Raw genomic sequence first — 20,610 nt, forward strand, 5'->3', positions numbered from 1 at the left:
CCTCAACAACGACATCGGGCTGCCGCTGATGCTGCTGCGCCTGCGCGAGACGCACCAATTCGCCGTGCTCGAAATGGGCATGAACCACGCCGGCGAAATCGATTATCTGACGCGTCTGGCGCGGCCGGACGTGGCGGTGCTCAACAACGCGCTCGCGGCGCATATCGGCTTGCTCGGATCGCTTGAGAATATTGCGCGCGCCAAGGGCGAAATCTTCGCCGGCCTGACCGATGCGGGCATCGCGGTGTTCAACGCCGACAGCGCGTATGCCGGAATGTGGCGCGAACTCAATGCGCGCCGCTGCATGCTGGATTTTGGCCTGACCCCGGCGGCGGCGATCCATGGCCGCTATCGGCCCGGCGGATTCGGCTCGATGCTGACCATCGCCTTGCCGAATGCCGAGCTCGAGGTGGAACTGCAGGTGCCGGGCGAGCACAACGCGATGAACGCGCTTGCCGCCGCCGCCGCCGCCTTCGCGCTCGACGTCAGCCATCGCAGCATCGTCGCCGGCCTGGCGGGCTTCGGCGGCGTCAAGGGCCGTCTGCAAAGAACGGCCGCGCTGCACGGCAGCACCTTCATCGACGACACCTACAACGCCAATCCCGACTCGGTCAGAGCCGCGCTGGCGGTGCTGGCGCGGCAGCCCGGCAGGAAGCTGCTGGTGCTGGGCGACATGGGCGAACTCGGCAGCGACGCCGCGGCGATGCATGCGCAAATCGGCCTTGCCGCGCGTGCCGCGGGGGTGGACAGGCTGCTGGCGCTGGGCGAGTTGACGAAAGAAACCGCTGCCGCATTCGGCGCCGGCGCGATGCACTTCGAACGCATCCAGGAATTGCTTGCCGAACTCGAAAACGAACTCGCGCCCGACACCACGGTGCTGGTGAAGGGATCGCGCTTCATGCAGATGGAGCGCGTGGTCAAAAGCTTTACAGAAGCGCCCGACGGCCAGGCGGCCGGGGCATTGATGCCCTCAACGGGCGGGCAAGGACACTGACATGCTGCTTTGGCTATTCCAACAACTCGGCCAGGACATCCGCGCCTTCAACGTCTTCAATTACCTGACGCTGCGCGCGGTGCTGGCGACGCTCACCGCGCTGACGATTTCCTTCATCGTCGGGCCGGCGGTGATCCGCAAGCTCACCGCGCTGAAGATCGGCCAGTCGGTGCGCAGCGACGGCCCGCAGACGCACCTGGTCAAGGCCGGCACGCCGACCATGGGCGGCGCGCTGATCCTGGTGTCGGTCGCCGTCACCACGCTGCTGTGGGCCGACCTGTCGAACGACTACGTGTGGGTGGCATTGCTCACCCTGCTCGGCTTCGGCGTCATCGGCTGGGTCGACGACTGGCGCAAGGTGGTCGAAAAGAATTCGCGCGGCCTGCCTTCGCGCTGGAAGTATTTCTGGCAGTCGGTGATCGGCCTCGCGGTCGCGGCCTACCTGTGGCAGTCCGCCAGCCTGCCGGCGCACACCGAACTCATCATTCCCTTCCTCAAGCACGCCACCCTGGCGTTGCCGGCAGCGGCTTTCATCGCGCTCACCTACTTCGTCGTCGTCGGCGCCAGCAACGCGGTCAACCTGACCGACGGCCTCGACGGCCTGGCGATCCTGCCGACCGTGATGGTGGCCGGCGCGCTGGCGATCTTCGCCTACGTCGCCGGCAACGCGGTGTTCTCCAAATACCTCGGCGTGCCTTTCGTTCCCGGCGCCGGCGAGCTGGCGATCTTCTGCGCCGCGATGGCGGGGGCGGGGCTCGCCTTCCTGTGGTTCAATGCCTACCCGGCGGAAGTCTTCATGGGCGACGTCGGCGCGCTGGCGCTGGGGGCGGCGCTCGGCGTGGTCGCGGTCATCGTGCGCCAGGAAATCGTCCTCTTCATCATGTGCGGCGTGTTCGTGGCGGAAACCCTGTCGGTGATGGTGCAGGTCGCCTCGTTCAAGCTCACCGGCAAGCGCGTGTTCCGCATGGCGCCGATCCACCACCACTATGAACTCAAGGGCTGGAAGGAGAACCAGGTGGTGGTGCGTTTCTGGATCATCAGCATGATGCTGGTGCTGATCGGCCTTTCGAGCCTGAAACTGAGATGAACTACGACAGCCTGCAACTCGCCGGCAAGCAGGTCCTGGTGCTCGGCCTCGGCGACACCGGCCTGTCGTGCGCGCGCTGGCTGGCGGCGCGCGGCGCAGTGGTGAGCGTGGCCGACAGCCGCGCAGCGCCGCCGCACGCCGGACAGCTGGCCGAGCTGCTGCCGCAGGTTCCGCTGTATACCGGCGCATTCGACGATGCGCGGCTGCAGGCAGCCGAGTTGCTGGTGGTGAGCCCCGGCGTGCCGCTGGCCGATCCGGCGGTCGCCCGCGCCATCGCCGCAGGCGTCGAGGCGGTGGGCGACGTCGAACTGTTCGCCCGCGCCATCCATACGCTCAACGCCCAGCGCGCCGAGTCTCCCAATTCAAGTGGCCCGATGCGGATGCTCGCGATTACCGGCAGCAATGGCAAAAGCACCGTCACCGCGATGTGCGGCGACATGTGCCGCATGGCCGGGCTGTCCACCTGCGTGGCGGGCAACATCGGCCTGCCGGTGCTGGATGCGCTGGCCGAAATCGAACAGGGGCTGGCGCCCGCGCCGCAGGTGTGGGTTCTGGAGTTGTCCAGCTTCCAGCTGGAAACGACCACCAGCCTCAACGCCGACGCCGCCACCGTGCTCAACCTGTCGGAAGACCACATGGACCGCTATCCTGACATGGAAGCCTACGCGGCGGCCAAGGCGCGGATTTTCAGCGGCGACGGCGTGCAGGTGCTGAACCGCGACGATGCGCGCAGCCTCGCCATGGCCCGGCCGGGCCGTACCGTGGTCAGCTTCGGCCTCGACCGCTGCCCGCGCGGCGAGCAGTTCGGCCTCTGCGAAGACGAACTTTGCCTCGGCGGCGACATGCTGCTGCCCTTGTCCGCCCTGCCGGTGGCCGGCCTGCACAATGCCGCCAACGCGCTGGCGGCGCTGGCGCTGACCCGCGCGCTGGGCCTGCCGATGGAGGCGCTGCTGCGCGGCCTGGTGCATTTCAAGGGCTTGCCGCACCGGGTGGAAAAGATCGCGGAGATCGACGGCGTGACCTGGTACGACGATTCCAAAGGCACCAATGTCGGCGCTACCGAGGCCGCGCTCTACGGCATGGGCCGTCGCCGCGCGGTGGTGATCCTGGGCGGTGACGGCAAGGGGCAGGACTTCGGCCCGCTCAAGGCCGCCGTCGAAGCCAACGCCCGCGCGGTGCTGCTGATTGGCCGCGACGCGCCGCTGATCGCCGCCGCGCTTGCCGGCTGCGGCATCGATAGCCACAAAGTCGAAAGCATGGCCGATGCCGTCGCGCAGGCGCATCGCCTGGCGCAGCCCGGCGATGCCGTGCTGCTGTCGCCCGCCTGCGCCAGCTTCGACATGTTCCGCAACTACACCCATCGTGCCGAGGTGTTCATCGACGCCGTGAAAAAACTGGCGGCAGAAAGGGCGACTGGCTGATGCTCTACACCGCGCGCGCCCCCAAGCCCAGTGCCGAACTCGACTTCAGCCTGCTGTGGCTGGCGCTCGGCCTGCTGGCGATCGGCCTGGTGATGGTGTATTCCGCGTCCATCGCGATCGCCGAGGCGGCCAGGTACACCGGCCACAACGGCGAATTTTATTTGCTGCGGCAGGGCATCTTCATCGCGCTCGGCGTCGGCGTCGGCATGGCCGCGTTCCAGGTGCCGATGCGGGTGTGGCAGCAGGCGGCGCCCTATCTCTTCCTCGCCGGCCTGCTGCTGCTGGTGGTGGTGCTGATCCCCGGCGTCGGCCGCGAAGTCAACGGCAGCCGCCGCTGGATTCCGCTCGGCTTCGCCAACCTGCAGCCGTCCGAACTGATGAAGTTTCTTGCCGTGCTGTACGCCGCCGACTACACCACGCGCAAGGCCGCCTTCATGCACGATTTCAAGAAGGGCTTCCTGCCGATGGCGGCGGTGATGATGCTGGCCGGCGCGCTGCTGCTGCGCGAACCGGATTTCGGCGCTTTCGTCGTCATCATCTCCATCGCCATGGGCATCCTGTTCCTCGGCGGCCTCAACTGGAAAGTCTTCGCCGGGCTGGTGGTGGTGCTGCTGGTCGGTTTCGTCATCCTGATCCTGACCTCGCCCTACCGTCTGCAGCGCGTGCTCGGCTTCATGGACCCGTTCGCCGATCCGTATGGAAAAGGCTACCAGCTGTCGCATGCGCTGATCGCCTTCGGCCGCGGCGAATGGCTGGGGCTGGGGCTGGGCGGCAGCATCGAAAAGCTGTTCTATCTGCCGGAAGCGCATACCGATTTCCTGCTCGCCGTCATCGCCGAGGAGTTCGGCTTCGTCGGCGTGACGGTGGTGATCGGACTGTTCGCCTGGCTCATCGTCAAGGCCTTCCTGATCGGCCATCGCGCGGCCCAGCTCGAGCGCAATTACTGCGCCTTGGTGGCGCAGGGCATCGGCATCTGGCTCGGGGTGCAGGCGCTCATCAATATGGGGGTGAACGTCGGCCTGCTGCCGACCAAGGGGCTGACCCTGCCCTTCCTGTCGTTCGGCGGCAGCGGCATCGTCGCCAACTGCCTGGCGATCGCGGTGCTGCTGCGCATCGACTGGGAGCACCGGCAGATGATGCGGGGGAAAACCTTCTGATGGCGGCCGCCAACCGCACCCTCATGGTCATGGCCGGCGGCACCGGCGGCCACGTCTACCCCGCGCTCGCGGTGGCCGACGCCCTGCGCGCGCGCGGCTGGGAGGTGTTCTGGCTCGGCACCAGGAACGGCCTCGAAGCGCGCGTGGTGCCGCAGGCGGGGATCGACATGGTGTGGGTGTCGATGGGCGGGGTGCGCGGCAAGGGCGTGCTGCAGAAGCTGTTGCTGCCGGCCATGCTGCTGGTCGCGTTCGGGCAAAGCCTGCGCGCCATCCTGCAGCGCAGGCCCGACGTCGTCTTGGGCATGGGCGGCTACACCGCTTTTCCCGGCGGCATGATGGCAAGCCTGCTCAACAGGCCGCTGGTGATCCACGAACAGAACTCGGTCGGCGGGCTGACCAACCGCGTGCTGGCCTGCCTGGCCACCCGCGTGCTGACGGCGTTCCCCAAGGTGTTCACCCATGCGCACGACAAGCCCATTCCGTGCCGCCGCGTGGCGGCCGAATGGGTGGGCAATCCGGTGCGCGCCGACATTGCCGCCGTGCCGGCAGACGACCGCGCCGCCCGCAGCGGGCCGCTGCGCCTGCTGGTGGTGGGCGGTAGCCTCGGCGCGCAGGCCCTGAACGAACGGGTGCCGCAAGCGCTGGCGCTGCTGCCCGCCGGGCAGCGTCCGCAGGTGGTGCACCAGTCCGGTCGCCAGCACCTCGATGCGCTGCGCGCCCACTACGCCGCCGCCGGGGTGGAGGCCGAGGTGCGCGACTATATCGAGGACATGGCCGTCGCCTACCGCGACTGCGATTTCGCCATCTGCCGCGCCGGCGCGATGACGGTAGCGGAACTCGCCTGCGCCGGCGTGCCCGCGCTGCTGGTGCCTTTCCCGTTCGCGGTGGACGACCACCAGACCGGCAATGCCGAGTTTCTCTCCGACGCCGGCGCGGCCTGGCTGGTGCAGCAGAAAGAGCTGACCGCGGAAAAGCTCGCCACCCTGATCGGCGGCCTCGATCGCGCCACGCTCGCCGCCATGTCGGGCAAGGCCATGAAACTCGCCCGCCCCGATGCGACCCGGCAGGTCGCCGATATTTGCGAGGCACTCGCGCAATGAGACATGCCGTCAAACCCATCCACTTTGTCGGCATGGTCGCTGCGAGCAGGGAGCAGGGTTCCCGCTTGCGGGATGCGACCGGCCGCGAGCGGCGCCAGGTGCCGACCTGCCGGCTGCCGCAGTGGGGGAGGCCGCAATGAGACACGCCGTCAAACACATCCACTTTGTCGGCATCGGCGGCGTCGGTATGAGCGGCATCGCCGAAGTGCTGCTCAACCTAGGCTACGCGGTGTCCGGCTCGGATCTGGCCGACAACGCGGTGACGCAGCGGCTGGCGAAACTGGGTGCGCGCATCCAGCGCGGCCACGCGGCCGAAAATATTGCCGAAGCCGATGCGGTCGTCACCTCGACTGCGGTGCAGGACAGCAATCCCGAGGTGATCGCCGCGCGCGAAAAGAAGATCCCTATTGTGCCGCGTGCGCTGATGCTGGCCGAACTGATGCGGCTGCGGCAGGGCATCGCGGTCGCCGGCACCCATGGCAAGACCACCACCACCAGCCTGGTCGCCAGCATTCTCGGCGCAGCCGGGATGGACCCGACCTATGTCATCGGCGGCAAGCTCACCGCCGCCGGCACCAATGCGCGGCTCGGCAAGGGCGATTTCCTGGTGGCCGAGGCCGACGAATCCGACGCCTCCTTTCTTTACCTGACGCCGGTGATCGCCATCGTCACCAACATCGACGCCGATCACATGGACACCTATGGCCATGACTTCGAGCGGCTGAAGCAGGCCTTTGTCGATTTCTGCCAGCGCCTGCCCTTTTACGGGATGGCGGTGCTGTGCATCGACGATCCGCACGTGCGCGAAATCCTGCCGCGCATCACCAAGCCGATCACCACCTACGGCTTCGCCGAAGCGGCGCAGGTGCGCGCGGTCGATGCGCGCTTCGAGAACGGCCGCATGCATTTCACCGTCAAGCGCGAAGGCATGGCCGACCTCGGCGTGGTGCTCAACCACCCCGGCATGCACAACGTGTTGAATGCCCTGGCGGCGATTGCGGTGGCGACTGAAGTCGGCGCCCACGACGCCGCCATCGTCGAGGCGCTGGGCGAATTCCACGGCGTCGGCCGGCGCTTCCAGCGCTACGGCGAGCAGGCCGCCAAGGACGGCGGCAGCTACTGCCTGGTCGACGACTACGGCCACCACCCGGTGGAAATGGCAGCGACGCTCGCCGCCGCGCGCGGCGCCTTCCCCGGGCGGCGGCTGGTGCTGGTGTTCCAGCCGCACCGTTTTACGCGCACCCGCGACTGTTTCGAGGACTTCGTGAAAGTGCTGTCGGAGACCGACGTGCTGGTGCTGACCGAGGTCTATCCCGCAGGCGAGGCGCCGATCGTCGCAGCGGATGGCCGCGCGCTGGCGCGCGCCGTGCGCGTGGCCGGCAAGGTCGAGCCGGTATTCGTGGAAAACGTCGCCGAGGTGCCTGCCGCGGTGCGCGATCTCGCGCGGGCGGGCGACGTGGTGCTGGTGATGGGCGCCGGCAGCATCGGCCAGGTGGCGCCGGCTTTGGGAGGTACCCATGCGGCATGACTACCGCATGAGCGAGATCGACATGGCGGGCGGCGCCGCGCCGGTGCTGCGCGGGCGCTTCCTCTACAACGAGCCGATGAAGAAACACGTGTCGTGGCGTGCCGGCGGCGCCGCGCAGCGCGCCTACATCCCGGCCGACCTTGACGACCTGGTCTGGCTGGTGCGCTCGGTGCCTGCGCACGAGGACATCCACATGGTCGGGCTGGGCAGCAATCTGCTGGTGCGCGACGGCGGCGTGAAGGGGGTGGTGATCCTGCTGCACGGCGTGCTGAAAAAGCTCGCGCTCGAAAGCCGCACGCAGGGCTTTCCGCCTGCGCCCGCGGGGATCGATACGGCGCTGGTGTATGCCCAGGCGGGGGTCGCCTCGCCCAAGCTGGCGCGCTTTGCCGCCAACCACGACCTGGTCGGCGGCGAATTCTGGGCCGGCATTCCCGGCACCGTCGGCGGCGCGATTGCAATGAACGCCGGCTGCTACGGCAGCGAAACCTGGGACAAGCTGGTGCAGGTGCTGACGCTCGACCGCCAGGGGCAGCTGAACGAGCGGCGGCCGGACGAATACGTCACCGGCTACCGCCATGTGGCGCTGAAGCGCGCGCAGCAGGAATGGTTCATCGGCGGCTGGTTCCGGCTGGCCCGCGGCGATGGCGCCGCCTCGCGCGAAACGATCAAGGTTTTGCTGAAACAGCGGATTGCCTCGCAGCCCTTGAACCTGCCCAACGCCGGCTCGGTGTTCCGCAACCCGCCGGACGATTATGCGGCGCGGCTGATCGAGCGCTGCGGGCTCAAGGGCTTCCGCATCGGCGGTGCGCAGGTGTCGGAGAAGCACGCCAACTTCATCGTCAACCTGGGCAACGCCACGGCGACCGACATCGAGCGTCTGATCGAGCATGTGGAAGACAGCGTGGAGGCGCGCACCAACGTGCGGCTGATCCGCGAAGTGCGAATTATTGGAGAACGGCAGTGAGCAAGTTTGGAAAAGTCGCGGTGATGCTGGGCGGCACCTCCGCCGAGCGGCCGGTGTCGCTCAACAGCGGCGCCGCGGTGCTGGCGGCGCTGACGCGGCAGGGCGTCGATGCGCACGCCTTCGACCCGGCCAACCGCAACCTGGGCGACCTGATCAGCGGCGAATTCGACCGCGTCTTCATCGCGCTGCACGGGCGCTACGGCGAGGACGGCTGCATGCAGGGCGCGCTCGAGCTGCTGAACATTCCTTATACCGGCAGCGGCGTGATGGCTTCCGCCGTCGGCATGGACAAGTGGCGCACCAAACTGTTGTGGCGCGCCGCCGGTCTGCCGACGGCCGACTGGGAGATGCTTGCCGCCACCAGCGATTTCGCCGCAGTGGAGAAGAAGCTCGGCCTGCCGATTTTCGTCAAGCCCGCGCGCGAGGGCTCCAGCATCGGCATGAGCAAGGTGACCGAGGCCGGCACGCTCGCGGCCGCGTATGAAACCGCCGCCGAGCACGACGCGCTGGTGCTGGCGGAAAAATTCGTCGACGGCGCCGAGTTCACCGTCGGCATCCTCGGCGACAGCGCCTTGCCGCTGATCCGCCTGGAGCCGGCCAAGGACCGCTCCTTCTACGATTTCGAGGCCAAGTATCTGCGCAACGACACCCGCTATCACTGCCCCGCAGGACTGCCCGACGCGCAGGAAGCGGCATTGCGGAAACTGGCGCTGGAAGCCTTCCGCCTGGTCGACGGGCGCGGCTGGGGGCGGGTCGATCTGATGCTGGACAGCCTCGGCAACCCCTACCTGCTGGAGGTGAACACCTCGCCCGGCATGACCGACCACAGCCTGGTGCCGATGGCTGCGCGCGCGGCCGGACTGGATTTCGATGCCCTGTGCCTGAAAATCCTGGAGCAGACGCTGGCATGAGCGCTTCGCCCGAACTTGCCGCCCACCCGCTGTCGCAGGTCGCCCGCGTGCTGACCTGGGGCGCGCTCGGCCTGCTGGCCTATGGCGCGGTCAGCTGGGTGGCGGCGCAGCCGTGGTTCGCCCTGCGCAACATCGAGGTGAAAACTCCGGCGACGCACGTGACCGAAGCGCAGATCCGGCTGGTGGCCGAACGCCAGGTGCGCGGCACCTTCTTTACCGTCGATCTCGAACGCGTGCGCAGCAGCCTGGAAAAACTGCCCTGGGTGCGCGAGGCGCGGGTGGAGCGCCGCTGGCCCGACACCCTGGTGGTGTCGCTGGTCGAGTATGTGCCGCTGGCGCGCTGGAACGACAACGCGCTGGTGAACGCGGACGGCGAGGTATTCGTGGCGGCGGCGGCGGGAAAGTTGCCGCGCCTGTCCGGCCCCGACGACAGCAGCGCCGAGGTGGTCGCCGCCTACCACCGCCATCAGGCGGCGCTCGCCCCGCTCGGCATGAGCATAGCCGAGCTGCGCCTGTCGCCGCGCCGGGCCTGGCGCATGCGGCTGGACAACGGCATGCAGCTGGCGCTGGGGCACTTGCACACCGAGGCGCGGCTGGCGCGCTTCGCCGTCCTGTATCCGCGCCTGTTCGGCGCACGGCCGGCGCTGCAGGGCGATGCGGCGGCCGCCCCGGACGCTGCGGCCGCCGCATCGCTTGTGCCCGTCACCGTCGATCTGCGCTACCCCGACGGGTTTGCCGTGCGCATGCCGGACGGCGCGTCCCCTTTCAAATCGAGTAAAACATGAGCAAGCCAAGAGACCCCAAAAACCTGGTTGTCGGCCTCGACATCGGCACCTCCAAGATCGTCTGCATCGTCGCCGAGATCAACGACGAGGGCATGCTGGAGATCATCGGCATGGGCACGCACCCGTCGCGCGGCCTGCGGCGCGGCGTGGTGGTCAACATCGAAGCCACCGTCAACGCCATCCAGCGCGCGCTGGAAGAGGCCGAGCTGATGGCCGACTGCAAGATCCGCGAGGTCTACACGGGGATTGCCGGCAGCCACATCAAGAGCTTCAACTCGCACGGCATGTTTGCCATCAAGGACAAGGAAATCAGCCAGATGGACGTCGACCGCGTGGTGGAAACCGCGCGTGCGGTGAACATCCCGACCGACCAGCAGATCCTGCACACCATTCCGCAGGAGTTCATCGTCGACGGCCAGGAAGACGTGCGCGATCCACTCGGCATGAGCGCGGTGCGCCTCGAGGTGAAGGTGCACATCGTCACCGGCGCGGTGTCGGCGGCGCAGAACATCATCAAGTGCGTGCGCCGCTGCGGGCTCGAAGTCGGTGACCTGGTGCTGCAGCCGCTCGCTTCGGCGATGGCGGTGCTGACCGAGGACGAGAAGGAACTCGGCGTCTGCCTGGTCGACATCGGCGGCGGCACCACCGACATCGCCGTGTTCACCAACGGCGCGATCCGCCACACCGCGGTGATCCCGGTGGCCGGCGACCAGGTCAACAACGACATCGCGGTGGCGCTGCGCACGCCGCCGAAAGAGGCCGAGGACATCAAGGTGCAGTACGGCTGCGCGTTGCGCCAGCTGGCCGACGCGCGCGACATGATCGAGGTGCCCGGCATCGGCGACCGCCCGCCGCGCACGCTGTCGCGGCAGACGCTGGCCGAATTCATCGAGCCGCGCATGGAAGAGCTGTACTCGCTGGTGCAGGCCGAGCTGCGGCGCAGCGGCTTCGAGGAACTGCTGTCGTCCGGCATCGTCATCACCGGCGGTTCGGCGGGCATGCAGGGCATGGTCGAACTCGGCGAGGAGGTCTTCCACATGCCGGTACGCATGGGCTGGCCGCGCTACGAGGGCGGGCTGGCGGACGTCATGCGCAACCCGCGCTACGCCACCTGCATGGGCCTCTTGATGGCCGGGCTGGAAGCGCGCGGGCGCGATGCGCCGAAACTGTCCGGCAACAATTTCAAGGACATATTCGAGCGCATGAAGAGCTGGTTCAAGGGAAATTTCTGACGCCGCTGCGCTGCGATCGAACGCAGCGACGTCGAAACGGGATTTGACGGCGGTGCCGGATGCGTTCAATGCATCGCGGCGCCGGCGTCAAAGGATTTTTGAGTGTGGTTTTGATTCGGGAAAAAGAGGAGAGCAAGATGTTTGAACTGATGGATGTGGATACCCAGGATGCGGTGATCAAGGTGATTGGCGTGGGCGGCTGCGGCGGCAATGCGGTCGACCACATGATCAGCTCGGGTTTGAATGGCGTGGAATTCATCGCGATCAACACCGACGCGCAGGCGTTGAAGCGCAACCAGGCCAAGCTGCAGCTGCAGCTCGGCAACAATGTGACCAAGGGCCTCGGCGCCGGCGCCAATCCGGAGGTCGGCCGCGAAGCCGCGCTGGAAGACCGCGAGCGCATCGCCGAGCTGATCGACGGCGCCGACATGCTGTTCATCACCGCCGGCATGGGCGGCGGCACCGGCACCGGCGCCGCGCCGGTGGTGGCCGAGGTCGCCAAGGAGCTCGGCATCCTCACCGTGGCGGTGGTGACCAAACCCTTCATGTTCGAAGGCAAGCGCGTGCGCGCCGCCAATGCCGGCATCGAAGCGCTGGCGCGCCACGTCGATTCGCTGATCATCATCCCCAACGAGAAGCTGATGCAGGTGCTGGGCGACGACGTCTCCATGCTGGACGCCTTCAAGGCCGCCAACAACGTGCTGCACGGCGCGGTCGGCGGCATCGCCGAAGTCATCAACTGCCCCGGCCTCGTCAACGTCGACTTTGCCGACGTGCGCACCGTGATGAGCGAAATGGGCATGGCGATGATGGGCTCGGCGCTGGCCAGCGGTGAAAACCGCGCCCGCATCGCCGCCGAGCAGGCCGTCGCCAGCCCGCTGCTGGAAGACGTCAACCTGGCCGGCGCGCGCGGCGTGCTGGTCAACATCACCGCCTCCTCCACCGTGAAGATGCGCGAGATCCACGAGGTGATGGACACCATCAAGAGCTTCACCGCCGAGGAAGCCACGGTCATCGTCGGCCAGGTGCTCGACGACAGCATGGAAGAGGGCCTGCGCGTCACCATGGTCGCCACCGGTCTCGGCAACCCCGTTGCCCGCCAGCAGCCGAAGCCGATGCAGATCATCCGCACCGGCACCGACGATGCGCCGATGATGGTGGGCGGCAGCGAAGAACTGCCCAGCGTGATGACCAGCCGCCGCAGCCGCACCATCCAGGCGATGACCGATTCCGGCATCGACACCCTGGACATTCCGGCTTTCCTGCGCCGCCAGGCCGACTGAGCCGGTGCAACGGGAATGCCGCTCTTCGCCCGGGAGCCGTCTGCGGACGGAACCCGGGTAAACCGCTGCGCGCCCGCCCGAGCGGTTAAAATGACAAGATGATCAAGCAACGCACCCTGAAAACACCGGTCAAGGCCAGCGGCGTCGGCCTGCATTCCGGCGTCAAGGTCGAGATGACCCTGCGCCCGGCCGGACCCGGCACCGGCATCGTGTTCCGGCGCATGGATCTCGATCCGCCCGCCGAACTCAAGGCCGACCCCTATCTCGTCACCGACACCCGGCTGTGCTCGATGCTTGAATCCGGCCCCGCCAAGGTGTCCACCGTCGAGCATCTGATGTCCGCGCTCGCGGGCCTCGGCATCGACAACCTGCTGGTCGACCTCACCGGCCCCGAAATTCCCATCATGGACGGCTCCTCGGCGCCGTTCGTGTTCCTGCTGCAATCCGCCGGCATCGTCGAACAGGACGCGGCGAAGCGCTACGTGCGCATCACCCGGCCGATCGAGGTGCGCGACGGCGACAAGTGGGCGCGCTTCGTCCCGCACAACGGCTTCAAGGTCGAATTCACCATCGACTTCAAGCATCCCGTGTTCGATCGCAGCGGCAAGACCGTCAGCATCGACTTCGCCGACACCGCCTATACGAAGGAGGTCGCGCGCGCCCGCACCTTCGGTTTCATGCACGAGGTCGAATACCTGCGCAACCAGGGCCTGGCGCTGGGCGGCTCGCTCGACAACGCCATCGTCATGGACGAATACCGTGTGCTCAATCAGGACGGATTGCGCTACGACGACGAGTTCGTCAAGCACAAGGTGCTCGACGCCATCGGCGACCTGTACCTGCTCGGCCATCCCGTCATCGGCGCCTTCGAGGCCTACAAATCCGGCCACGCGCTCAACAACGCGCTGCTGCGCGAACTGCTGCAGCACCGGGAATCCTGGGAATTCGTCAGCTTCCAGCGCGACGAAGACGTCCCCGCCGCCTTTCTGCACCTGCACCCCCTCGCGGCATGATCGTCGTTCGTCTGCTGATCGTCGCCCTGCTGATCGCGGTGGCGGCGCTCGGACTGGCGTGGCTGTTCAGCGGCAACCGCAAATATCTCGGCCATATCGGCCGCGTGCTGCGCTTTGCGCTCATGGTCGGCTTGATTGCCGCGCTGTTCTACGTGGTGGAGCGGTTGGTGCTGCGCTGAGCCGGGCGGCCGCGCGCGATTTGTAATCCATTGGATTATACTCGGGCGAGTGGAGGCTTGCCCGGGCGCCGGAGCGGGCGTAACGAACTGCCCGGCCTGGCTGAACGCGGCTTCGGCGGGCTGGAAGGTTGAACATGCATGCATTTCAAGGCATCAAGCAAGAGGCGGCCGCAGCGGCCGCCCATGCCAAAGGCGAAGCGGCCGGGATCGTCGAATATCACCCGTACGAGGTCGACGTGGCAAACCTGCGCAAGCGCCTGGGGCTGACGCAGGCGCAGTTCGCCGCCCGCTTCGGATTTTCCGTCGCCACCTTGCGCCATTGGGAGCGGGGCGACAGAATCCCCCACGGCCCCGCCCTGGTGTTGCTGAACTTGATCGACCGCGAGCCCAGGGCGGTGATGCGGGCTTTGACGGCGTGAGGGGGATGCGCTGATGCAGGATTCCGAAGCCGGCACAGGCGGGACGGCACGCGCCGTCCGGCGATTTGCCGCACCCGACATCGGCTCGAGTCTGGGCGCGCTTGGCACCCAGCGGATCATCGCCATCGGTTTCACCATGGTGCTGGTGCTGATGCTCATGCTGACCGGTCTCGGCCTTTCGCACATGGCGACGATCAAGGTGCGGATGGTGAATCTGGTCACCGAAAGCAACGTCAAGACCGAAAGCGTGTTTCAGATGCGCAGCCTGTCGCGCGAGCGCTTCGCCAGCCTGAGCCAGATGGTGGTGCTGCACGACCCGTTCGAGCGCGACGAGGAATACATGCGTTTTCAGGCTCAGGCAGCGAAGTTTGTGCGGGCGCGCGACCGCCTGCTCGGTTTGGGCATGAGCCCCGAGGAACAGGCCATCTGGGGCAGGGCGCGCGAACTGATCCAGCGCGACGAGCTGCTCCATGCCAAGGTCATCGAACTGGCCATGGCCGACCGGGGCGAGGCCGCACTCGGCATACTTCTGCGCGACGTGCGGCCGGTCGAGAACCGGCTGCTTGAGGTTTTCAACGAGATGGTCGAACAGTATCGCCGCTTGAATCGGCAGTCGCTGCACGAGTCCGAGATCGATTACCGCGACGCCGCCGCTTACATGCTCGGCCTGGCGGCGCTGGCGCTGGCCATGGGGCTGGTGATCGCGTGGCTGGTGATCCTGCGCTCCCGGCACGCCGAATCGAAACTGAGCCAGCAGACCGAGATTGCGGTTGCCACCGCCGCACAGCTGTCCTGGGCCGCGAGCCACGATTCGCTCACCGGCCTGGCCAACCGGCGCGAGATGCGGCGGCGCCTGAACGAACTGGTCGGGGAGACGCGCGCCCAGGGCGCGCATCATGTCCTGCTCTATATCGATCTGGACAAGTTCAAGCGGATCAACGACAGCTGCGGGCATTTTGCCGGCGACGAGGTGCTGCGCCAGGTGGCCGGCCTCTTCATGCGGCATGTGCGCAGCGGCGACCTCGTGGCCCGGCTCGGCGGCGACGAGTTCTGCATCGGGCTGGCCAACTGCGGGTACGACAAGGCGTGCCAGATCGCCGAGGCCATCCGGGACGATGTCGAACAATACCGGTTCGTCTGGGAAGACAAGGTTTTTCAGGTCGGCACCAGCATTGGCCTGGTCCGGCTCGACCCGGCGATGGACGCCGACAAGACCTTGCAGGCCGCGGATGTCGCCTGCTATCGGGCCAAGGAGCGGGGGCGCAACCAGGTCTGCGTGTTCGGCTGACACGTGCCCCGGGCACGCGCATCGCCGCAACCCGGGGGCCGCCGTTGCTGTCGTGCCGGGGCGCCAGCCGGCAGCCTGGCGGACTTGAAGAACATCGGCTGCGTATCCGTCTTCCCCCCCTTGCACGGCAGGCTATAAAGAAAAAAGCCGAGCGGGCGGAAAAGCCCGCTTTACCCGTCTGCCTGACTTGATCCGGACATTGGGGAGTTTCCATGAACGCCCTGCAACGCATCTGGCTGGTTCCGCTGGTGTTTCTGCTTGCCCTGTCTGGCTTCGCGCTGGCCCAGGAGGAGGGCGACGAGGCGTGGGCGCCCACGCCGCCGCGGCTGAGCTTCGTCGACGGCGAGGTGTCGTACTGGAGGCAGGGGGCCGACGAGTGGGCGCGGGCGCGCCCCAACCTGGCGCTGGCGGAGGGCGACGCGCTGTATAGCGGCAACGACGCCAATTTCGAGGTGCAATTCGGCAGCCGCAGTTTCGTGCGCGCGGACGCCAACAGCCAGCTGTCGCTGCTGGAGCAGGACGAGCGCCGCATCCAGTTCAAACTGACCGGCGGACGGGCTTCCTTCGACATGCGCAGCATCGCGGTAGGCGACACGCTGGAGGTGAGCACGCCGAATGCGGTGTTCGTCGTCGGGCACCCCGGCTATTACCGGGTGGAGGTGGACAGCCGCGAAACCCACTTCATCACCCGCCGTGGCGGCGAGGCCACCGTGACCACGGTTGACGGCCGCTCGCTGGCCATTTACCCCTCCGAAGACATCGTCGTCACCGCGGGCAACCCGGTGAAAGTGGCCACTTACGCCGCGGATGCGCCGGATGCCTGGGATCGCTGGAACGATGCGCGCAGCGAGCGCAGCGGCGAGTCGATCAGCAGCCGCTATCTGCCGGCCGATGTGTACGGTACGGAAGAGCTCGATCACTACGGCAGCTGGCGCGTGGTGCCGAGCTACGGTTCGGTGTGGATTCCTTACGGCGTGAGCGCCAGCTGGGCGCCCTACAGCACCGGCTCGTGGGTGTGGGATCCTTATTACGAATGGACCTGGATCGATGATGCGCCGTGGGGCTGGGCGCCCTTTCATTACGGCCGCTGGGTCTTCGTCGACGGTTTCTGGGCGTGGGCGCCGGGGCCGGTGGTGCGGCGTCCGGTGTACTCGCCGGCGCTGGTGGCGTTCATGGTCCGCGGCCACGACGTGTCGGCGAGCATCAGCATCGGCCTGCCCGGATTGTGGTGGGTGGCGCTCTCCTGGGGCGAGCCGGTGCTACCGTGGTGGGGGCGTTCCGAACGTCGCGGCCACCCCCGCTGGGCGGGCTGGGGCGGGCCACGCATCGTCAACAACGTGGTGATCAGGCAAACCACGGTCATCAAGGCGGAGGAGATCCATTTCCACAATGCCGGATTGCCGCATGCCGTTCTCACCTTGCCGGCCGACAAGTTCGGGCGCGAGCGGATCCGCCCGGTCGCGGAAACGCGCTACCGCGCTGCCGAATTTGCGCCGGTGCGCGGCGGGCTGCCGGTCAAGCCCTCGCGCGCCAGCCTGTTCGGCGGCGCGCCCAGGGGGGTGCCGCCGCCGCGCGAAATCGCCTCGCGTCCGGTGGTGTCGACGCGCCTGCCGCGCGAACGCGCGCAGGCAGAACCGTGGCAGGACGACCAAGCGCGCCTTCGCAGCCGCGACGCGACGCAATCCCGCTACGTGATTCCGCCGGTTCGCCAGGCCGAGGATGTGCGCAGCCTGCCGCGGCCGCCCCGTGGCGCCGAGGTGGGGCCGGAGCGGCTGCCGCCGCCGCTGCCGCCGCGCTATGGCGAGGTGAGACGGTCGGCGCCCGCGTCCCCGGCCGCTTCGCGCAGCCAGCCGCCGCGCGAGCCGGCTCCGCTGCGTGCACCCCGGCCGCCGGCAACGGGCGGCATGCAGGTGCCGCGGCCACGCCCCGAATCCGCAGCGGTGCCGCGCGGCGAGGTCAGGCAGGGCGGCGCGGCGCGGCCGTTCCCCGGCCAGCCGGCCAACCAGACTTACCGGGGCCGGGGCCGCGATGCGCGTTGAATGACGGGCTCTAAAAAAAGGATTCCGCGCAGACGCGGTTGCGCCCGCCATTTTTCGCCGCATAGAGAGCGGCGTCGGCACGGCCGATGAGCTCTTCGCAGGACTCCGTGCCATCGTACTGGCTGACGCCGATGCTGAGGGTGACCGAGACCGGTTGCGCAGCGGCGGAGAACTGCGCCTGTTCAATTTTCAGGCGCAGCTGCTCGGCAACATGCTGCGCCTGCTCAAGCGCGCTGCCCTTGAGCACGATGAGAAACTCTTCCCCGCCCCAGCGGATGGCGATATCCGAGGCCCGCAAGCTTTCCTGCAGGGAGGCCGCAATCTGGCGCAGGATACGGTCGCCGCCGGCATGGCCGAAGCGGTCGTTGATCGATTTGAAGTGGTCGACGTCGACCAGGAGAACGGAAATCGGCTGCGGATTGCGCCGGTATTCGGCGAAGACCTTGTCGATGAGGATGCTGAAGGCCTGGCGATTGAGCAGGCCGGTGAGCTTGTCGGTGGCGGCCATGTCCTCGATGCGGCGCTGGTACCGCGCGAGCGCGACATGGGTGAGGAACAGCACCAGCAGGGTAATGCCGAGGCATACCGCGAGGTTGACGTAGAGGGTCTGGCGGATGTCGGCCAGCGCGGCGTCCGCGCGTTTCTCCACGAACAGGTACCACTTCAGCTCGGGAACGTAGTTCACGTTGAGCAGATGCAGGCCGCTGGCGTCCCTGAACTGGTAGGAGCCCGACTTTTCGCGCAGGATGCGGTCGACGAGGTCGCGCAGGCCCGGGATGGCGCGCAGGTCGGTCTCCTGGCGCCCGGACTGGTTGCCGAACAGGACGGTTTTGCCGTGGGCGTCGACAAAGTAGATGGTGCGCTGGAAGCGCTGCTGGTAACTCGAGATGAGATGGCGCACCGCGTCCACCGTGAGCCCGACGCCGGTGGCGCCGAGGAAGCGGCCGTCGAAGTCGAAGACGCGGTAGTTGACGAAAATGGTCAGGGCGTCCCGGTTGGCGAGGTCGGCGTCGACATTGATCTCGTAGGGCTCCGGCATGGCGCGCACGCGGTAGTACCAGACGTCGCGCGGCGCCTGCGGCGCCACCTGTTTCAGGATGCCCTCGCCGGTGTAGTAGCGGGCGCTGCGATCGGAGACGAAGAAGCTGCTGAATGCGCCATAGCGCGCTTTGATCTCCCGCAGGTAACGGGCCATGGCGTCGACGTTGTGCTCCCCGCCCAGCACCCAGTCGCGCAGGAAAGTGTCATGCGCCATGGTTGACGAGATGAGCACCGGCCGCACCAGGTCTTTCTGGATTTCCGAATAGACATTGCTCGACGTAAGCGGCAGTTCCTGGGCGACGATGGCGTTGAGGATCGCCTGCTTCGACACGTAGTAACTGCTCAGGGTAGTGGCGAAGAATCCCATGGCAAGCAGGATGCTCAGCCACAGGAGCAGACGCTGGCGTTTGAATATGCGATGTGTCGAGTACATGTCCGGGAGGGGGAGGGGGCTGACGGTATCGGCAAGCGCCCTGCGGGGCGAGGCGTCAGGGCCGGCAGTATGACACCGGGCGGACGGTTTGCCGCGCCGCTCCGGCGTGCGATCGAATGGTCGTGTATGGGAAAGCTGCCGCGTCCGCTCAGGCTTTCCGGTGATGGCGCAACAGCCGGTCCAGGGCGTCCTTCAGCGGCCCGTCCTCGATTTCCGCGTTGAGGTGCGCCAGCCCGTCCAGCGCGGCGGGCGGCAAGCCGGTTTTCTCGACCGGGTGGACGTAGCGCGCCAGCAGCGCGGGGTTGACGCTGACGCGCACCGCCGCGGCGGCGATGCCGCGCTTGCCGAGGCCGGCCAGCAGGGCGTCGGTCTGCTGGCGCAGGCGGCTGGCGACGGTGCCGCTGTCGCAGGCGAGGCTCAATACGGCGTTTTCCAGCTGCATGACGCGGACATGCCCGGCCAGTGCGGCGGGCAGGACACGCTCGAGCGCGGCCTGGGCGTCGAGCAATGCCCGGGCGCGCACGGCGAGGCCGGCCGGCAGCTGGCTGGCCAGCAGATCCGCGAGGCTGGCGGCGCTCATGCGCGCGACACGACAGCGTCGCGGGAAGCCCGTTCCGCTATGTTAAAATTCAACGATTTACCGCGTCCTGCGGACATTTCGGATTCCTCATGCTGCAATCCATCTTCAAGAAAGTCTTCGGCAGCCGCAACGACCGGCTGGTCAAACAATACCTGCAAAAGGTGAAAGCGATCAACGCGCTGGAACCGGCGATGGAGAAATTGTCCGACGCCGAACTGGCCGGCAAGACCGCCGAGTTCAAGTCGCGCCTGGAAAACGGCGAGACGCTCGACAAGCTGCTGCCGGAAGCCTTCGCCGTGGTGCGCGAAGCGTCGAAGCGGGTGCTCGGCATGCGCCACTTCGACGTGCAGATGGTCGGCGGCATGGTGCTGCACAGCGGCAAGATCGCCGAGATGCGCACCGGCGAAGGCAAGACGCTGATGGCGACGCTGCCCGCCTATCTGAATGCGCTGGCGGGCAAGGGCGTGCACGTGGTGACGGTGAACGACTACCTGGCCAGCCGCGACGCCGGATGGATGGGCCGGCTGTACGGCTTCCTCGGGCTGACCACCGGGGTCAACCTGTCGCAGATGCCGCATGCCGAAAAGCAGGCCGCCTACGCCGCCGACATCACCTACGGCACCAACAACGAATACGGTTTCGACTACCTACGCGACAACATGGTCTACCAGATGGGCGAGAAGGTGCAGCGCCCGCTCGCCTACGGCATCATCGACGAGGTCGACTCGATCCTTATCGACGAGGCGCGCACCCCGCTGATCATCTCCGGGCAGTCGGAGGAGAACACCGCGCTGTACCAGCAGGTCAACCTGGTGCCGCCGCGGCTGACGCGGCAGAAGGACGAGGAATCCGAGGGCGACTACTCGGTCGACGAGAAGAGCCGCCAGGTGCTGCTGTCCGAAGCGGGCCACGAAAAGGTCGAGCAGATCCTCACCGAGATGGGTCTCTTGCAGCCCGGCGGCAGCCTCTACGACGCCGCCAACATCATGCTGATGCACCACGTGTACGCCGCGCTGCGCGCGCACGCGCTGTTCTTCAGGGACCAGCACTACGTGGTGCAGAACGGCGAGGTCGTCATCGTCGACGAATTCGCCGGCCGCCTGATGAGCGGCCGCCGCTGGTCGGAAGGTCTGCACCAGGCGGTCGAGGCGAAGGA

General features: G+C 67.3%; 18 protein-coding genes and 1 pseudogene. 17 read left to right on the top strand and 2 right to left on the bottom strand.

The window, feature by feature from the left end; genetic code table 11:
- The 16 genes from murF to BGO62_RS13090 all read left to right on the top strand — a co-directional run.
- Nucleotides 1-994: UDP-N-acetylmuramoyl-tripeptide--D-alanyl-D-alanine ligase (gene murF, locus BGO62_RS13015; RefSeq protein WP_296643202.1), on the top strand; the 994-nt coding region annotated here is incomplete at its 5' end.
- Nucleotide 995: 1 nt separating this feature from the next.
- Nucleotides 996-2,081, top strand: coding sequence for a phospho-N-acetylmuramoyl-pentapeptide-transferase (gene mraY / locus BGO62_RS13020; protein ID WP_296643203.1), 1,086 nt, complete (start codon nt 996-998; stop codon nt 2,079-2,081).
- On the top strand, nt 2,078-3,502 hold the full coding sequence (gene murD / locus BGO62_RS13025) for a UDP-N-acetylmuramoyl-L-alanine--D-glutamate ligase (protein ID WP_296643206.1): 1,425 nt from the start codon (nt 2,078-2,080) through the stop codon (nt 3,500-3,502). Before mraY ends, murD begins: the two co-directional genes overlap by 4 nt.
- Entirely contained in the window at nt 3,502-4,659 is a 1,158-nt protein-coding gene (gene ftsW / locus BGO62_RS13030; RefSeq protein ID WP_296643208.1) for a putative lipid II flippase FtsW, read from the top strand. The genes murD and ftsW overlap by 1 nt, the downstream gene beginning before the upstream one ends.
- Nucleotides 4,659-5,759 (top strand): undecaprenyldiphospho-muramoylpentapeptide beta-N-acetylglucosaminyltransferase, encoded by a 1,101-nt coding sequence (gene murG, locus BGO62_RS13035; protein WP_296643209.1) that lies wholly within the window; start codon nt 4,659-4,661, stop codon nt 5,757-5,759. The genes ftsW and murG overlap by 1 nt, the downstream gene beginning before the upstream one ends.
- Nucleotides 5,760-5,895: 136 nt before the next feature.
- A complete protein-coding gene (gene murC / locus BGO62_RS13040; protein ID WP_296643211.1) occupies nt 5,896-7,287 on the top strand; it encodes a UDP-N-acetylmuramate--L-alanine ligase in 1,392 nt (463 codons plus the stop codon).
- A complete protein-coding gene (gene murB / locus BGO62_RS13045) occupies nt 7,277-8,251 on the top strand; it encodes a UDP-N-acetylmuramate dehydrogenase (protein WP_296643213.1) in 975 nt (324 codons plus the stop codon). The genes murC and murB overlap by 11 nt, the downstream gene beginning before the upstream one ends.
- On the top strand, nt 8,248-9,162 hold the full coding sequence (locus BGO62_RS13050) for a D-alanine--D-alanine ligase (RefSeq protein ID WP_296643215.1): 915 nt from the start codon (nt 8,248-8,250) through the stop codon (nt 9,160-9,162). The genes murB and BGO62_RS13050 overlap by 4 nt, the downstream gene beginning before the upstream one ends.
- The gene (locus tag BGO62_RS13055) at nt 9,159-9,947 is read left to right on the top strand and encodes a cell division protein FtsQ/DivIB (protein WP_296643217.1); all 789 of its coding nucleotides are present in this window, start codon (nt 9,159-9,161) and stop codon (nt 9,945-9,947) included. The genes BGO62_RS13050 and BGO62_RS13055 overlap by 4 nt, the downstream gene beginning before the upstream one ends.
- Nucleotides 9,944-11,179 (top strand): cell division protein FtsA, encoded by a 1,236-nt coding sequence (gene ftsA, locus BGO62_RS13060; protein WP_296643220.1) that lies wholly within the window; start codon nt 9,944-9,946, stop codon nt 11,177-11,179. Before BGO62_RS13055 ends, ftsA begins: the two co-directional genes overlap by 4 nt.
- A gap of 137 nt (nt 11,180-11,316) precedes the next feature.
- A complete protein-coding gene (ftsZ, locus tag BGO62_RS13065; RefSeq protein WP_296643222.1) occupies nt 11,317-12,462 on the top strand; it encodes a cell division protein FtsZ in 1,146 nt (381 codons plus the stop codon).
- Between the two features lie 98 nt (nt 12,463-12,560).
- The gene (gene lpxC, locus BGO62_RS13070) at nt 12,561-13,475 is read left to right on the top strand and encodes a UDP-3-O-acyl-N-acetylglucosamine deacetylase (RefSeq protein WP_296643224.1); all 915 of its coding nucleotides are present in this window, start codon (nt 12,561-12,563) and stop codon (nt 13,473-13,475) included.
- On the top strand, nt 13,472-13,654 hold the full coding sequence (locus BGO62_RS13075) for a hypothetical protein (RefSeq protein ID WP_296643226.1): 183 nt from the start codon (nt 13,472-13,474) through the stop codon (nt 13,652-13,654). Before lpxC ends, BGO62_RS13075 begins: the two co-directional genes overlap by 4 nt.
- A 134-nt stretch (nt 13,655-13,788) precedes the next feature.
- Complete coding sequence (locus BGO62_RS13080) at nt 13,789-14,073, top strand: helix-turn-helix domain-containing protein (RefSeq protein ID WP_296643227.1); 285 nt, start codon at nt 13,789-13,791, stop codon at nt 14,071-14,073.
- A gap of 13 nt (nt 14,074-14,086) precedes the next feature.
- Nucleotides 14,087-15,361, top strand: coding sequence for a diguanylate cyclase (locus BGO62_RS13085; RefSeq protein ID WP_296643228.1), 1,275 nt, complete (start codon nt 14,087-14,089; stop codon nt 15,359-15,361).
- Between the two features lie 212 nt (nt 15,362-15,573).
- Entirely contained in the window at nt 15,574-17,400 is a 1,827-nt protein-coding gene (locus tag BGO62_RS13090) for a DUF6600 domain-containing protein (protein ID WP_296643230.1), read from the top strand.
- Between the two features lie 10 nt (nt 17,401-17,410).
- On the opposite strand, the gene BGO62_RS13095 is transcribed toward BGO62_RS13090, so the two are convergent.
- Both BGO62_RS13095 and BGO62_RS13100 read right to left on the bottom strand, forming a co-directional pair.
- Complete coding sequence (locus tag BGO62_RS13095; RefSeq protein WP_296643232.1) at nt 17,411-18,874, bottom strand: sensor domain-containing diguanylate cyclase; 1,464 nt, start codon at nt 18,872-18,874, stop codon at nt 17,411-17,413.
- Nucleotides 18,875-19,022: 148 nt separating this feature from the next.
- Nucleotides 19,023-19,454, bottom strand: a complete 432-nt coding sequence (locus BGO62_RS13100; RefSeq protein ID WP_296643234.1) for a DUF721 domain-containing protein — start codon at nt 19,452-19,454, stop codon at nt 19,023-19,025.
- A gap of 89 nt (nt 19,455-19,543) precedes the next feature.
- Here BGO62_RS13100 and secA point away from each other — a divergent pair.
- A pseudogene (secA, locus tag BGO62_RS13105) lies at nt 19,544-20,610 on the top strand (preprotein translocase subunit SecA); the annotation flags it as partial.

The sequence above is a fragment of the Thiobacillus sp. 65-1402 genome, assembly GCF_001897685.1.
Lineage (GTDB): Bacteria > Pseudomonadota > Gammaproteobacteria > Burkholderiales > Thiobacillaceae > Thiobacillus.